At 68.9% G+C, this 14,669-nt stretch carries 16 protein-coding genes and 1 pseudogene; 7 read left to right on the forward strand and 10 right to left on the reverse strand.

The genetic code is table 11. The annotated features are described in order from the left end of the window. Nucleotides 1–716: pseudogene (locus E5A74_RS21145) on the forward strand (hypothetical protein); the annotation flags it as partial. Here the strand turns inward: E5A74_RS21145 and E5A74_RS20120 are convergent. Beyond that, nucleotides 713–1,135, reverse strand: coding sequence for a vgr related protein (locus E5A74_RS20120; protein WP_206365935.1), 423 nt, complete (start codon nucleotides 1,133–1,135; stop codon nucleotides 713–715). The pseudogene E5A74_RS21145 and the gene E5A74_RS20120 overlap by 4 nt on opposite strands. A gap of 127 nt (nucleotides 1,136–1,262) precedes the next feature. Between E5A74_RS20120 and E5A74_RS20125 the strand changes: the two genes are divergently transcribed. Together E5A74_RS20125 and E5A74_RS20130 are read left to right on the forward strand one after the other, a co-directional pair. After that, nucleotides 1,263–1,658: an SEL1-like repeat protein gene (locus tag E5A74_RS20125; RefSeq protein ID WP_135987420.1), complete on the forward strand. Its 396-nt coding sequence runs from the start codon at nucleotides 1,263–1,265 to the stop codon at nucleotides 1,656–1,658. Between the two features lie 16 nt (nucleotides 1,659–1,674). Next, nucleotides 1,675–2,370: an aspartate/glutamate racemase family protein gene (locus tag E5A74_RS20130; protein ID WP_135987421.1), complete on the forward strand. Its 696-nt coding sequence runs from the start codon at nucleotides 1,675–1,677 to the stop codon at nucleotides 2,368–2,370. Between the two features lie 161 nt (nucleotides 2,371–2,531). Here E5A74_RS20130 and E5A74_RS20140 read toward each other — a convergent pair whose 3' ends face one another. The 7 genes from E5A74_RS20140 to E5A74_RS20170 all read right to left on the reverse strand — a co-directional run bounded on the left by E5A74_RS20140 (nucleotide 2,532) and on the right by E5A74_RS20170 (nucleotide 7,987). Further along, nucleotides 2,532–3,407 carry an alpha/beta fold hydrolase gene (locus E5A74_RS20140; RefSeq protein WP_135987423.1) on the reverse strand — a complete coding sequence of 292 codons (876 nt, stop codon included), beginning with the start codon at nucleotides 3,405–3,407 and terminating at the stop codon, nucleotides 2,532–2,534. 175 nt (nucleotides 3,408–3,582) lie between these two features. Beyond that, nucleotides 3,583–4,284 carry an NTP transferase domain-containing protein gene (locus E5A74_RS20145; RefSeq protein WP_135987424.1) on the reverse strand — a complete coding sequence of 234 codons (702 nt, stop codon included), beginning with the start codon at nucleotides 4,282–4,284 and terminating at the stop codon, nucleotides 3,583–3,585. 5 nt (nucleotides 4,285–4,289) lie between these two features. After that, the gene (locus tag E5A74_RS20150; protein ID WP_135987425.1) at nucleotides 4,290–5,381 is read right to left on the reverse strand and encodes an inositol-3-phosphate synthase; all 1,092 of its coding nucleotides are present in this window, start codon (nucleotides 5,379–5,381) and stop codon (nucleotides 4,290–4,292) included. Between the two features lie 5 nt (nucleotides 5,382–5,386). Beyond that, the gene (locus E5A74_RS20155; protein ID WP_240699910.1) at nucleotides 5,387–6,145 is read right to left on the reverse strand and encodes a CDP-alcohol phosphatidyltransferase family protein; all 759 of its coding nucleotides are present in this window, start codon (nucleotides 6,143–6,145) and stop codon (nucleotides 5,387–5,389) included. A 238-nt stretch (nucleotides 6,146–6,383) separates the two neighbouring features. After that, nucleotides 6,384–6,842, reverse strand: coding sequence for a hypothetical protein (locus E5A74_RS20160; RefSeq protein WP_135987427.1), 459 nt, complete (start codon nucleotides 6,840–6,842; stop codon nucleotides 6,384–6,386). A gap of 54 nt (nucleotides 6,843–6,896) precedes the next feature. Then, nucleotides 6,897–7,430 (reverse strand): PH domain-containing protein, encoded by a 534-nt coding sequence (locus E5A74_RS20165; RefSeq protein WP_135987428.1) that lies wholly within the window; start codon nucleotides 7,428–7,430, stop codon nucleotides 6,897–6,899. Nucleotides 7,431–7,546: 116 nt separating this feature from the next. Next, nucleotides 7,547–7,987: a copper chaperone PCu(A)C gene (locus E5A74_RS20170; RefSeq protein ID WP_135987429.1), complete on the reverse strand. Its 441-nt coding sequence runs from the start codon at nucleotides 7,985–7,987 to the stop codon at nucleotides 7,547–7,549. Between the two features lie 177 nt (nucleotides 7,988–8,164). Between E5A74_RS20170 and dnaK the strand changes: the two genes are divergently transcribed. Together dnaK and dnaJ are read left to right on the forward strand one after the other, a co-directional pair. After that, a complete protein-coding gene (gene dnaK, locus E5A74_RS20175; RefSeq protein WP_135987430.1) occupies nucleotides 8,165–10,081 on the forward strand; it encodes a molecular chaperone DnaK in 1,917 nt (638 codons plus the stop codon). Between the two features lie 66 nt (nucleotides 10,082–10,147). After that, nucleotides 10,148–11,272 carry a molecular chaperone DnaJ gene (dnaJ, locus tag E5A74_RS20180; protein ID WP_135987431.1) on the forward strand — a complete coding sequence of 375 codons (1,125 nt, stop codon included), beginning with the start codon at nucleotides 10,148–10,150 and terminating at the stop codon, nucleotides 11,270–11,272. Between the two features lie 38 nt (nucleotides 11,273–11,310). On the opposite strand, the gene E5A74_RS20185 is transcribed toward dnaJ, so the two are convergent. Continuing rightward, nucleotides 11,311–11,688 carry a hypothetical protein gene (locus tag E5A74_RS20185; RefSeq protein WP_135987432.1) on the reverse strand — a complete coding sequence of 126 codons (378 nt, stop codon included), beginning with the start codon at nucleotides 11,686–11,688 and terminating at the stop codon, nucleotides 11,311–11,313. A 123-nt stretch (nucleotides 11,689–11,811) separates the two neighbouring features. On the opposite strand from E5A74_RS20185, the gene E5A74_RS20190 reads away from it, so the two are divergent. Both E5A74_RS20190 and E5A74_RS20195 read left to right on the forward strand, forming a co-directional pair. Next, complete coding sequence (locus tag E5A74_RS20190; protein WP_135987433.1) at nucleotides 11,812–12,594, forward strand: helix-turn-helix domain-containing protein; 783 nt, start codon at nucleotides 11,812–11,814, stop codon at nucleotides 12,592–12,594. Nucleotides 12,595–12,780: 186 nt separating this feature from the next. Further along, entirely contained in the window at nucleotides 12,781–13,782 is a 1,002-nt protein-coding gene (locus tag E5A74_RS20195) for a tail fiber protein (protein WP_135987434.1), read from the forward strand. 4 nt (nucleotides 13,783–13,786) lie between these two features. Here E5A74_RS20195 and E5A74_RS20200 read toward each other — a convergent pair whose 3' ends face one another. After that, nucleotides 13,787–14,629: a hypothetical protein gene (locus E5A74_RS20200; protein ID WP_135987435.1), complete on the reverse strand. Its 843-nt coding sequence runs from the start codon at nucleotides 14,627–14,629 to the stop codon at nucleotides 13,787–13,789. Nucleotides 14,630–14,669: the final 40 nt, after the last annotated feature.

Genomic DNA, 14,669 nt, shown 5'->3' on the forward strand with positions numbered 1-14,669 from the left:
CGGGACGCCCGCCGCGGCAGCCGGGGCAATGGCATCGCCCGGGCGGCCCGGGCGCGGGGCGGCCGCCGCGTCCCGATGCCGGCCAATCCGTGCCGAACTATCCGCGCGGACCGCGGCGCCCGGCCAAGCTCGGTCCGGTCGATTCGGGCGCGGTGACTCCCGACACGTCGCAGACGGTGCCGGGCGATCGGCCGCGACGCCCCGGCTGGGGTGGCCGCCCGCGCCCGGGTAGCGGCGCAACCGCGCAGCCCGATGGTTCGGCCACTCCGCCGACGCCGGCGTCGCAAGGGCGTCCCCGCTGGACGCGCCCGGACGGCGAACGGTCCGGCTGGCGGCGGCCGCCGTCCCCCTCTGATGGCACCGCGACGCCGTCAACCACCTCCACACCGCGCTGGACACGCCCCGACGGCGCGCGGTCTGGCTGGCGGCGGCCGGCACCGGCCGATGGTGGCGCTGCGCCCTCGCCCGCACCGACGCCGCGCAGGGACTGGTCGGGCGGAGCGCCGTCGTCCACGCCGCGGCGCAACTGGTCCGCGGAGGGTCCGCGCCCGGAACGCAGCGCCCCGCCGCCGCGGCCGAGCTACACGCCGAGCACGCCGTCGGCCGCCCCGCGCGCCGCGCCGCCGCCCGCCCCGCGCGCGGCACCGGCACCCGCGCGGTCGTCGACGCCCTATTCGCCGGCGGGCCCCAAGGGCCGCGCCACGCGCGAGGACTAGGTGGGTCGGAAGGGGAGAAGCGTCTCGTACTGCGCGAGCGCGGGCGCCGCGGCGATGATCGCGCGGTGGCGCAGGAGAAAGGCGTGGCGGACGATCTCGGCCTGCTGCTCGAGGCCGTATTTCTCGAACGCCTGGCCGGGCTTGAGCGCATAGTCGTAGCGGCAGAAGGGATGGCGCTTGATCGGCAGGAAGATGCCCTTCTGATGCTGCCAGATATGCGTCATCTCGTGGACGAACAGCCCCTGGACGCCGAGCGGCGCCTGGCTGAAATCTTCGTGATAGATGCCGCTCTTCGGATGGAAATGGATCGTCCCGCGCGGCGCCATCGTGGTGTTCGACGGCTGGAAGAAGATCCATTTGCTGTTGGCGACGCGGGCCCGGGCATAGTCGATCGCATCGCCGAACACCGACGCGCACATGCGGGTCTCGCCTTCGGTCAGAGAGCGGGCGTCGTTGGGCACGGCGGCAGCATACGGCGCGCGCGGCGCTTGTCACTGGCCTTTTGCGGCGGCATTATTTGCCGCGACACAGGGATGGGGGAGTTGGATGAAGTATCTTGTGGGCGCCGCCGGGCTGGCGGTTGCGACGTTGGGCCTGGCATCGCCCGGTCTCGCCGGCACCGGGCAATCCGACTTCGCCAAGCGCGAGGCGAGCTGCAACGCCGGCGACATGCAGGAATGCCAGCGGCTCGGCGCCGCCTATGAACTCGGCTTTGGGATAACCCCCGATCCCGTCAAGGCGCGCAGCGCCTATGCGCGCGGCTGCAAGCCCGACGACTGGACCACCGGCACTTCCTGCCTGAAATTGTTCAAGATGGCCTCGCTCGGCGAGGGTGGGCCGAAGGATCCGGCCAAGGCCGCCGCGCTGGCACCCAAGGTATGCAATTCGAGGATCGTCTCGGACGAGGTCTATCTGGAATCGTTCGGCCTCTGCAAAAAATAGGCGTGGCGTTCCGGCGATGCGGATGATCGGGCTGATCGGCGGAATGAGCTGGGAGAGCTCGGCCGAATATTATCGCATCCTCAACGAGGGCGTGCGCGACCGGCTGGGGCCGACTGCCTCGGCGCGATGCCTGCTGTGGTCATTCGACTTTTCGGAGATCGAGGCGCTGCAGCATCGCGGCGACTGGGAGGGGCTGACCGGGCGCATGATCGACGCCGCCCGGCGGCTCGAGGCGGGGGGCGCCGAGCTGCTGCTGATCTGCACCAACACGATGCATCGGATGGCGCCGGCGATCGAGGCGGCGGTGGCGGTGCCGCTGCTCCACATCGCCGACCCGACCGCCGGGGCGATCAGGGCGGCGGGGCTTCGCACCGTCGCCCTGCTCGGCACCGCCTTCACGATGGAGCAGGGCTTCTACAAGGATCGGCTCACCGAGCGGCACGGCCTCGACGTGCGCATCCCGGATGCGGCTGACCGCGCGGTGGTGCACCGGATCATCTATGACGAGCTGGTCGCCGGGAAGGTCCTGCCCGAATCGCGTGCGGCGTTTCGCCGAATCATCGCGCGGCTGGTCGCCGACGGCGCCGAGGCGGTGATCCTCGGCTGCACCGAGATCAAGCTGCTGGTGCGGCAGGAGGACAGCGCGGTGCCGCTGTTCGACACGACCGCGCTGCACGCGCAAGCCGCGGTGGCGGTGGCGCTGGCGACGTGAGGCAGGGGCTGACCTCTTCCCCCCCTTGTGGGAGAAGGAAGGGGCCCGCGCCGAAGGCGTGGGAAGGATGAGGGGGAGCAGGCTCTTGGCCATCCCCCTCACCCTTCCGCCGACCAAAGTCGGCTCCCTCCCTCTCCCACAAGGGGAGAGGGAGTCTTGTCTCACGCGACCACGGACGCGATGAGCGCCGGCTCGGCGCGCACGGTCTCGCCGCGGGCGAAGGCGAGCAGCTCGGCATTGATCAGCTCGGGATGCGTCTGGCAGCAGCCGTGCGGCAGGTCCTTGAAGGTCTTGAGGATGCCGTTGCGGAGCAGCTTGACCGTGAGCGGCGCCGAATCGGCATAGGGCACGATCTGGTCGTCCTCGCTGTGAATGACGAGCACGGGGACCTCGATCGCCTTGAGGTCGTCGCTGAAGTCGGTCTCCGAAAAGGCCTTGGTGCACTCATATTGCGACTTGATGCTGCCCATCATCGCCTGGCGCCACCAGTTGCGGATCAGGCCGTCCGAGACCTTCGCGCCCGGGCGGTTGAAGCCGTAGAAAGGCCCGCTGGCGAAATCGAGATAGAATTGGGCGCGGTTGGTGACGAGCGCGGCGCGCATGCCGTCGAACACTTCGACCGGGGTTCCGCCCGGATTGGCCGCGGTCTTGACGAGAAGCGGCGGCACGGCGTCGATCAGCACCGCCTTGGCGACGCGCCCCGGCAGGGCGCGGGCGGCGTAACGGGCGACCTCGCCGCCGCCGGTCGAATGGCCGATATGAATGGCGTTGCGCAGGTCGAGCGCCTCGACCAGCGCGGCGACGTCGGACGCATAGGTGTCCATGTCGTTGCCCTCGCTGGTCTGGCTCGAGCGGCCGTGGCCGCGCCGATCGTGCGCGATCACGCGATAGCCTTGGGCGAGAAACGCCATCATCTGGTTGTCCCAGTCATCGGCGCTGAGCGGCCAGCCATGGTGGAACATCACCGGCTGCGCATCGCGGGGACCCCAATCCTTGTAGAAAATCTGGGTGCCGTCGCTGGTGGGGATCATGGGCATGGGAATTTCCTTCCGGTCGACAGGCGGCGATCCGGGCTGGACCGCTGCTCGGCGACCGGGAGGCTAGGGCGCTGCAAGCACCGTCGTCGATCGGATCAAAGTCGAGTGCGGTACCGTCAGGGGTTGCCGCCGCCCTGTCCCGAGGATGAGGTAGGGCTAGCGATCGGCGAGCCGCTCAGGCCGCGCGGAGCCAGTGCTCGGCCTTGTCGAGCGCGGCGGGATCGTCGACGTCGATCCAGCTCAGGTCGCTGCAGTCGATGGTCAGCGCGGTGCCCGCCGCGGCGAGGACGCGCATGCCCTCGGTGAGCGACGGCGATTCGAGGCCGTTCAGCGCGGCGAACAGCCCGGGGCCGATCGCGAAGACGCCGGTGTCGAAACAGTCATAGTCGGGGAGATGCTTGCCGATCGCGACGATCGCCTCGCCTTCGGTGCGCACCGCGGTGACGTCGTCGAGATCGACGAGATCGCTGGTGATGTCGCGGTCGATCGCGAGGCGGGCTCCGGCGCCCGCGCCGGCCTGCGCCACCCGGGCGTAGAGCGCGGGATCGACGAGATGATCGCACATCGCCAGCACCGCCTCGCCGCCGGCGAGCGCAGCCTCGGCGGCGAGCACCGAGACGCCGTTGGGTTGGCGATAGTCGGCGGTGCGCACGGTCTCGACCGCGATCGGCCAGGTGCCGGCGGCGAGATGCGCCTCGATTGCGCCGGCTTCATAGCCGAGCACCACCACCACCCGTTCGAGCCCCGCCGCGGCGAAGCCGGCAATGGCGTGCTCGATCAGCGGCTTGCCGCCGACCGGGCACAGGGGCTTGGAGGCCGCCGCGGCGCGAAGGCGACTGCCTTCGCCAGCGGCGAGCAGGATGGCGGTGGTGATCATCGGGCTCAGGCGGCGGCGATGAACGCCTCGACCGCGGTCTGGGCGAGATCGTCGGTCATCTGGGTGCGCGGATGCTTGCAGAAATAGGCCGAGGCGGCGTCGATCGGGCCGGCGATGCCGCGGTCCTTGGCGAGCTTGGCGCAGCGGATCATGTCGATCGCGACGCCGGCGCTGTTGGGCGAATCTTCGACCGACAGGCGCAGCTCGAGGTTCATCGGCACGCCGCCGAACATCGAGCCTTCCATGCGCAGGAAGCAGACCTTGTTGTCGTTCTGCCACGGCACGTAATCCGACGGGCCGATATGGACATTCTCGTCCTCGAGGCGCTCGGCCGCGACCGACTGCACGGCCTCGGTCTTCGAGATCTTCTTCGAGGCGAGACGGCGGTGGTTCGACATGTTGAGGAAGTCGGTGTTGCCGCCGGTGTTGAGCTGATAGGTGCGATCGAGCTTGACGCCGCGCTTGGCGAACAGATCGGTCAGCACGCGGTGGACGATCGTCGCGCCGAGCTGCGCCTTGATGTCGTCGCCGATGATCGGCACGCCCGCCGCAGTGAAGCGATCGGCCCATTCGGGGTTGCTGGCGATGAACACCGGGATGTTGTTGACGAAGGCGACGCCGGCTTCGAGCGCGCATTCGGCGTAGAACTCGCTGGCTTCCTGCGACCCGACCGGGAGATAGTTCATCAGCACGTCGGTCTTGGTCTCGCGCAGGACGCGGACGACCTCTTCCTTGGTGGCTTCGCGATCATTGGCGACGACGAAGGTGCGATCGTCGTTATAGTCCGACATATGCTCGGCGACGCCGTCGAGGATGCGGCCCATCTGGACCACGGCGCCGGTCGGCTCGATGCTCTCGCAGAAGACGGCGGTGCAATTGGGCTTGGCGAAGATCGCCTCCGAGACGTCCTTGCCGACCTTGCGCGCATCGACGTCCCACGCCGCGACGACATGGATGTCGCTGGGGCGGTAGCCGCCGAGGTCCCAGTGCATCAGGCCGACCGTGTCGTTGGCGCCGTCACGATAATGCGACAGGCCCTGGACGAGCGAGCTGGCGCAGTTGCCGATGCCGACGATCGCGACGTTGATGCTTTTCATGACTTTCAGGTCCTCTGGATAGGTGATTGCGGGAGTTGTTGGGTCGCCGCTCCGGCATTGCGCAGGAGGCGGGATTCGATGGCGCGGTGCCAGGCGAGACCGATGACCAGCACCGCCGTGAGCGGGACGATCTCGAACCACCAGAACAGCCGCGGATCGGCGGCGAGGCAGGCGGCGAAGATCGCGAGCACGCGGGCATTGGCGGTGAGCAGCCGCATCAGCCGCATCGGGCCGAGCGCGCGGGCGCCATAGGCCTCGCCGAAGGCGCGCGGATCGGTGGCGGCGGCGAGCGCCGCGTCGAACCGGAAGGCGATTCGATCGACGCTGCCGGCGACGCGATCATAGAGCTGGACGAGCGGATTGCGGCTCGGCGCGGGCGCAGCCGGGGCGAGGCCCTTGCAGCGGCGATGGAAGCGGGCGCGCTCGCTTTCGTAGAGATTGGACTGGACGGCGTGGAGCACGCCGGCGCCGACCGCCAGCGCCCAGCCCTCGGCGGTGCCCACCGAAAAGGCGAGCACGAGATAGATCAGCGCGAACACCCCGTGATCGCACATCCCGTCGAGCGCGCGGCCAAGCGCGCTGGCGGTGCCGGTCGCGCGGGCGATCATGCCGTCGAGCCCGTCGGCGATCAGCCAGCCGATCGAGAAGACCAGCCCGAGAAAGGCGAAGGGCCACGACGTCCAATTGGCGTAGGCGGCGGCGGCGAGCGCGCCGAGGACGAGGCCGAGCACCGATACGGCATTGGCCGAAATGCCGTGCGCCACGAACCAGGGGAGCAGGAGGCGCCCCGCCGGATGTATGAGCCAAAGGTTGGTCGGATCCTCGATCCGGCGATCTCGTGATCCGTCCGGTGGAGGGACTGTCATCGACCAGTCACATACAGCGCGGGCGAGGTAATCAGCAAGTCATTTGCGGCGAAATCGCGACGCGCGCGGAACGACCTCGGGGAAAGTGCGTTTTATCGGGTTCGCCGCGCGCGCCTCGCCCCAGGGGCGCGCTTCCTCACCAGCCGGATTGGTTGGTGTAGAAGCACCAGAGCGTCACCGCACCGCGCTTGTAGATCGTCTCCATCAGCGTCGCCCGGTTGAGCGCGCCGAGCGGGCTGCCGGGCTTCTCCCATTTGCATTCGCTCGCCGTACAGGTGGCGCCGCCGTGCGCGTTGCGAAAGGCATAGGAATAAGGCGCGACATTGGTGCCCGGGAGGTAGATGCGCAGCTCGCGGACCTGGCCGCGCTTGGTCTGCAGCTCATATTCGACCGGCTGGATGCCGAACATCAGGCCGCTGCCGGCGAAACTGGTGAAGCCGTCCTGCGCGAAGCCGCCCTCGGCCCGGGACGCGATGACCGTGCGCCCGGCGACGAGCGCGCGGGCGCCCTCGGCGGTGCGCGGGCAGCCCTCGGCCACGGCGAGGCTGGGCAGGAGCAGCCCGGCGAGCGCCGCGAGCGTGGCGATGGTGCGCATCGATTTCCCCCGGTTCGTTGACGGTGCGGGGTCCGGCCCCGCGGCGCGTTGCGGCTACGGCGTCAGGTCGCCGAGGTCCTCGTGCACCATGTCGATCTCGCGCACCCCGCGGTTGCGGCGCGCGGTGTTGACCAGATCGCGCAACTGCTCGCGGCGCGCACGGGCGCGCTCGACATCGGCGATGACGAGCGGACCGTCGCGGGTGGTCTCGTCCGACGAGGCGATGCTGATCGTGCCGAGATCGGCGAGCTGGTTGACGATCGAGAAGTCGATGCGGACGTCCTTGACCCGGTAGAGCTCGATCTCGTCGATCGATTTGCGGACGATGCCGCGATGGAGGATGATCCGGTCCTCGGTGACTTCATAGGTGGTCGCGAGGTTGGCGAGCCATTTGGTGAGCAGCAGCGCGAGCGCGGCGACGAGGAGGAGCGGGAACAGCCACGCCCAGACGCCGACGGGACGCTGGGCGAGCGCCCAGATCGAGCCGATCAGCCCGGCCGCGGCGAGCAGGATCGTCCCCCAGCCGGCGAGCGTGCCGCGCAGCCAGCCGAGCGTGGACGAGCGGAAACGGTCGATGGTCTGCGGCATGTGAGCCCTCCCTTTTGCCGAGGATAGCCATCTCGTCATCCCGACGAAAGCCGGGATCGCGGGCCGCCCGCGAACGGTCTGCGGCACGAGATCCCGGCCTTCGCCGGGATGACGGGTTATGGATGCGGCGGGGGATCGCCGGCGCCGACGACCTGGGCCTGCACCTCGATCCGCTTGCCGCCGGCAAAGGCGAGCGCGAGGGGGATGCGAGTGCCCGGCTTCACCCCCGGGCCGATATCGAACAGCATGACGTGGCGGCCGCCGGGGGCGAATTCGACTGCGCCCTTTGCCGGGACGGGGACGTCGTGGATGGGCTGCATCGATTTGACGCCCTGATGATCGGTCGTCTGATGGAGCTCGACGCGCAGCGCCGCTGGAGTCGACACGGCGAGCAAGGTGTCGGCCTGGGCGCCGCCGTGAAGCGTGAAATAGGCCGCGGCGGGGCGGCCGGCGACCGCCGGCAGGCGCACCCACGCCTTGTCCGCGCCGAGCTCGGCAGGCTGCCCGCATCCCGCGAGCAACAATCCCGCCGCAACGATTCCCGCAAATCCACGCATCGGCCCACCTCCCATTTCGGGAAAGCTCCTAGAATTACGTCCTTCTTGCGGCAAGCCGAAGCGCACCTATATCGACTGCGCAACCGGCTCTCCCGGCGTCGCCTGATCGGCGCGCGGGGCGGGCAAGTTTTTGATTTTGAACACTGACCTTTGAACACTGGGGGCCAACGAGGGACCATGGCTAAAGTTATCGGGATCGATCTGGGCACGACCAACAGCTGCGTTGCCGTTATGGAAGGCGGCAAGCCCAAGGTCATCGAAAATGCCGAAGGCGCGCGCACCACGCCTTCGATCGTCGCCTTCGCCAAGGATGGCGAGCGGCTGGTCGGCCAGCCGGCCAAGCGCCAGGCCGTCACCAACGGCGACAACACCATCTTCGCAGTGAAGCGCCTGATCGGCCGCCGCTTCGATGATCCGGTGACCAAGAAGGACACCGAGCTGGTGCCCTATTCGATCGTGCGCGGGCCGAACGGCGACGCATGGGTCAAGGCGGGCGGCGAGGATTATTCGCCGTCGCAGATCTCGGCGTTCACGCTGCAGAAGATGAAGGAAACCGCCGAATCGTATCTCGGCGAGACCGTGACGCAGGCGGTGATCACCGTCCCGGCCTATTTCAACGACGCCCAGCGCCAGGCGACCAAGGATGCCGGCAAGATCGCCGGCCTCGAAGTGCTGCGCATCATCAACGAGCCGACCGCGGCGGCGCTCGCCTATGGCCTCGAGAAGAACGACGGCAAGACGATCGCGGTCTATGACCTCGGCGGCGGCACGTTCGACATCTCGATCCTCGAGATCGGCGACGGCGTGTTCGAAGTGAAGGCGACCAACGGCGACACCTTCCTCGGCGGCGAGGACTTCGATTCGAAGATCGTCCAGTTCCTCGCGGACGAGTTCCGCAAGGCCGAGGGCATCGACCTGACCAAGGACAAGCTGGCGCTGCAGCGGCTCAAGGAAGCCGCCGAGAAGGCCAAGATCGAGCTGTCGTCGGCGCAGACCACCGAGGTCAACCTGCCCTTCATCACCGCCGACGCCAACGGGCCGAAGCATCTGGTGAAGTCGATCTCGCGCGCCGATCTCGAGCGTCTGGTCGACGATCTGATCCAGCGCACGCTCGAGCCGTGCCGCAAGGCGCTGGCCGATGCCGGCCTCAAGGCGAGCGCGATCGACGAGGTCGTGATGGTCGGCGGCATGACCCGCATGCCCAAGGTGCGCGAAGTCGTGAAGCAGTTCTTCGGCAAGGAGCCGCACACCGGCGTGAACCCCGACGAGGTCGTGGCGATCGGCGCGGCGATCCAGGCGGGCGTGCTGCAGGGCGACGTCAAGGACGTGCTGCTGCTCGACGTGACTCCGCTGAGCCTCGGCATCGAGACGCTGGGCGGCGTGTTCACCCGGATGATCGACCGCAACACGACGATCCCGACCAAGAAGTCGCAGACCTATTCGACTGCCGACGACAATCAGAACGCCGTGACGATCCGCGTTTTCCAGGGCGAGCGCGAGATGGCGGCGGACAACAAGATGCTCGGCCAGTTCGATCTCGTCGGCATCCCGCCGGCGCCGCGCGGCGTGCCGCAGATCGAAGTGACGTTCGACATCGACGCCAACGGCATCGTCAACGTCAGCGCCAAGGACAAGGGCACCGGCAAGGAGCAGCAGATCCGCATCCAGGCCTCGGGCGGCCTCTCGGACGCCGACATCGAATCGATGGTCCGCGATGCCGAGCAGTTCGCCGAAGAGGACAAGAAGCGGCGTGCCGCGGCCGAGGCGAAGAACAACGCCGAGAGCCTCGTCCACACCACCGAGCGCCAGATCGCCGAGAATGGCGACAAGGTCGACGCGGCGCTGAAGGGCGAGATCGAGGCGGCGATCGCCGAGACCAAGGCTGCGATCGAAGGCGGCGACGCCGACGAGATGCAGGCCAAGGCGCAGAATCTCGCCCAGGTGGCGATGAAGCTGGGCCAGGCGATCTACGAGAAGCAGCAGCAGGCCGAGGCATCGCCTTCGGGCGAGGCCGGCGCGGCTGCGGGGAACGAGGCGGGCGGCGAGGAAGTCGTCGACGCGGAGTTCTCCGAGGTGGACGACAACAAGGCGTAACTGCAGCGTACCTGCCGTCACCCCGGGGGCACCGGGGTGACGGTTTTGGGCGGGGGCCGAGGTTAGATGACCACCGAAGTCGATTATTACGAACTGCTCGAAGTCGAGCGCAGCGCGGACGATGCGACGCTCAAATCGGCGTATCGCAAGCTCGCGATGAAGTATCATCCCGACAAGAATGGCGGGTGCAAGGATCACGAGGCCAAGTTCAAGGCCGTCAGTGAAGCCTATGAGTGCCTCAAGGACCCGCAGAAGCGCGCGGCATATGACCGCTTCGGGCATGCCGCGTTCAAGAACGGCGCGAGCGGCTTCGGCGGCGGCGGCCATGGCGCGCAGGATTTCGGCGCGTTCAGCGACATTTTCGAAAGCGTGTTCGGCGAGTTCATGGGCGGGCGCGGCGGGCGTCCCAACCTGCGCGGCGCCGATCTGCGCTACGACATGGAGATCAGCCTCGAGGACGCGTGGCACGGGCGATCGAGCGAGATCACCGTCGACGTCTCGGGCGTGTGCGACAGCTGCTCGGGCAGCGGCGCGACCCCCGGCACGCAGGCGCATGCCTGCAAGCAGTGCAACGGCCACGGCAAGGTGCGCGCGCAGCAGGGCTTCTTCATGGTCGAGCGGACCTGCCCGGTCTGCCACGGCGCGGGCGAGGTGATCAGCGATCCCTGCCGCGACTGCCGCGGCGAGGGACGCACCGACAAGACCAAGACGCTCAAGATCAACATCCCGCCAGGCGTCGATGAAGGCACGCGCATCCGGCTTTCGGGCGAGGGTGAGGCAGGCGCGCGCGGCGCGCCGTCGGGCGATCTCTACATCTTCCTCCACGTGACCCGGCACCCGCTGTTCGAGCGGCAGGGGACCAGCCTGTTCGCGACCGCACCGATCAGCTTCACCACCGCGGCATTGGGCGGCGAGATCACCTTGCCCGGGCTCGACGGCGAGAAGCACGTCATCAAGATCGCGCCGGGCACCCAATCGGGCCGCGAAGTGCGCCAGCGCGGCGCCGGCATGCCGGTGCTGCAGGGGCGCGGGCGCGGCGATCTGGTCGTGCGGCTCGAGGTCGAGACCCCGACCAAGCTCAATGCCAGGCAGCGCGAGCTGCTCGAGGCATTCCGCGCGACCGAGACCGGCGAGGAATGCCCCCAGACGAGCGGCTTCTTCGAAAAGCTGAAAAAGGCCGTCGCCGGCTAGGCCCGATTGATCCTCCCCCCGGCGGGGGAGGATCGGGATCACATCCTCTGCGCCCGTGCGCCCAGCGCGTGCAGCTGGAGCGCGGCGATGCCGGCGACCGCCAGCGCCTGCGCGGCGACGAAGGCGATCCCGAACGCATTGGGCGCGGTCCAGAGGATCGCGGCCAGGCTCGCGGCCACCCAGCCGAGATTGGCCGAGGCGACGGTCCGCGCGGGCCAGCCGGCGCCCCGCCGCGCCGCCCACAGCACAAACAGCGCGAAGGGGAAGAGCAGGATACCGGCTTCGCGCAGCAGCGGCTCGGGCAGATCGGTGAGGCCGGCGATCGGACCGGCGGCGGCGACGAGCAGGCCGCCCATGGCGAGGCAGGTGGCGGCATCGAACAACAGCACCGGACGGAGCAGCGGGTGGCGGGTCATGATCGTTTCTCCTTGCTTGCGGTGCCCCCCAAAATTGCGATTTTCCGCAGCCGGTCGATTACCCGCGAGGTAATTGGTCGGGCGCCGGTCCGCGGCTAGCAGGGCCCGGGCAAGGAGAATGTTATGGACAGGCAGCAGGTTCGTCCGCTCGGCGAGCAGATCCGGCATTGGCGCCAGCAGCGCCGGCTGAGCCAGATGGACCTCGCGCTCGAGGCCGAGATCTCGACCCGGCATCTGAGCTTCATCGAGACCGGGCGGGCCCAGCCGAGCCGGGCGATGGTGCTGCTGCTCGCCGAGCAGCTCGACCTGCCCTTGCGCGAGCGCAACGCGATGCTGCTCGGCGCCGGCTACGCGCCGGTCTATGCCGAGCGCCCGCTCGACGATCCGCAGCTCGCCCCGGCGCGGCGCGCGGTCGAGATGGTGCTCAAGGGGCACGAACCCTTTCCTGCGCTCGCGATCGACCGGCACTGGCACATGGTCGCCGCCAACGCCGCGGTGGCGCCGCTGCTCGAGGGCGTCGCCCCCTTTCTGCTCGAGGGGCCGATCAACGTGCTGCGGCTGAGCCTGCACCCGCAAGGGCTGGCGCCGCGCATCCTGAACCTCGGCGAATGGCGCGGGCATCTGCTCGAGCGGCTGCGGCGGCAGGCCTGGCTGACCAGCGACCCGGCGCTGGCGGCGCTGCTCGACGAGTTTTGCGGCTATCCCTCGGCTGAGGGGAGCGGCGATGTCGACGGGTTCGGCGAGGTGGCGGTGCCGCTCGCGCTGGCGACGCCTCTGGGCACGCTGCGCTTCTTCAGCACCACCACGATCTTCGGAACCCCGCGCGACGTGACGCTCGACGAGCTCGCGATCGAAGCCTTTTTCCCCGCCGACGAAACGACGCTGGCGCTACTCGGCGCAAAATGATCGCCGGCGGCAAGGGCCAAATCGGCGCGAATATCGCAATCGGCGGCCGGCCCCCGAAGATGAATCGGATCGCCCCGCAAATCGTTGCGTCCAGTTTCGAGCAATACCCGACCGATTGTTGGACCGCGTGTTCGCCGAGGCGTATGTATTTGCCGGGGCGGACAGGCTCCACGGGGGGCATCGCCCATGCTGACACGACTCATCGACGCGCTGCGGCGCCTGTTTCGTTTGCTCGGCTTCGACCAATCGGCCGGCGGCACCGGGGTGCCGGCCCGAGGCATTCCGGCGGCGCCGCCGCGCGATGCACCGCCGCTGGACAGACCCGGACCGGCACCGCAACCGATGCTCGCGCTGCCCCAGCTGATGGCGGTGGCGGGCGCGTTTCCGACGCCTTCGGGCGCCGCGAACGGCTTCACGCTTGGCATGATCCAGAGCTTCGCGGGGCAAGCGCAGGCCTTCGGCGCGCCACCCGCCGACAAGCGGCTGCTGCCGGTTCCGACCAACCAGCCGCTGATGGCGGTGATCGGCCTTTCCTATGGCGGCGACGGCACGCACCTCGCGCTGCCCGATCTGACCGGCCGTACTCCGGTGGGCGGGCAGCAGCTCGGCATGACGGGGCCGCAGACGCTCGCGATGACCTATCTGATCGCGACTGCGGCGACGAGCGGCGCGCCGCTGCCGGGAATGGTGGTGGCCTTTGGCGGCAACACCGTGCCGGCGGGCTGGGCGAAATGCGACGGATCGCTGCTGACGATCCCGAGCAACGTCGCGCTCTACCAGGTGATCGGCCAGACCTTTGGCGGCAATGCCGTGACCTTCGGGTTGCCCGGGCTGGCGGGCTTCGCAGTGATCGGCGCGGGCGCGGCGCCGGGCCTGCCCGCCGTCGCGCTCGGCGGGCATGTCCCCGAACCGGTGCCCGCGATGGGGCTCAACTATCTGATCAACGTCGCCGCCGCGGCGCCGCCCGCGAGTGGGACGGGTGCCTTCCCGCAATCCGAGGGATGGTTGGGGCAGGTGATCGCCTATGCCGGCAGCGCGCCGCCGCCGGGCTGGGCCTTATGCGACGGCGCGCTGCTCGCCGCCGGGCAATATCCGGCGTTGTTCGAATTGATCGGCACGACCTATGGCGGTGCCGGCCAGAGCTTCGCATTGCCCGATCTGCGCGGGCGCATCCTGATCGGCGCCTGATCGATCAGTGGCCGTTGTCGCTCCAGTGCGGCGGATCGGAGAGCAATTTGATCACGCCATAGCTGGCGCCGACCGCGTGGAGATCGCGATTGGCGTCGCCCGAGCGCGGCGCGCCGATCGTGCGGCGGGTGCCTGCCTGGTCGCGGACCTGCATCGTCCCGTTCCAGCCGATCGTCATGTCGATCGCGCGCCCTTCGATATGCAGCGAGGTGAGCGAGGGCTGGAAGGCGATGCCGAACAGATCGACCATCTCCTGCGCGCCCTTCTTCGATTTGGCGAGATCGCCGTGATCCCATTTGATGTCGCAGCCGGCGATCGCCGGCACGTCCTTCGGCGCAACCTCGCCATGCGCGACGCGCCAGCAGAAATGCATGAGCTGGGCGCGGGTGCGGTTGCGGCGCGTCGCCGACACCTTGACCGTGGCGCCGGCGTCCCTGAGCGCGGCGACGAACGCGGTGACCTTGTCGCGGAACGGTGGGACGAGATCGGCGATCGTGGCGCTGTTGGGGAAGCGCGCCTGATTGGCCTGCCACCACGTCGCGCCGCTGAGCGCGGTCGCCGGGGCGGCGGGGGCGGGAGTGGGCGCCGGTGCCGGCGCGAAGTTGCGCGACGTCAGCGCGTTCCACGTGCGCCCGCCCGGATCGATTCGTCCGTCGGGCGCGGTGCTGCCGAGCACGCGCGTCTGGAACGCCTCGATCGTCTCGATCGTCATCGGCCCGCAAATGCCCTTGGTCGGCACCAACGTCTGCCGCAGGGTGGTCAGCCAGTCGTTGAGCAGATGCTGGACGACGAGAACGTCGGCGAGCTCGTTGACGCCATTCCTGCCTACCGATGCCCCGATCGCCATCGCCCGTTCCCCGATTCAGCCCGCGCCAGAATAAGCGCGA

The organism is Sphingomonas naasensis, assembly GCF_004792695.1.
GTDB lineage: Bacteria > Pseudomonadota > Alphaproteobacteria > Sphingomonadales > Sphingomonadaceae > Sphingomonas > Sphingomonas naasensis.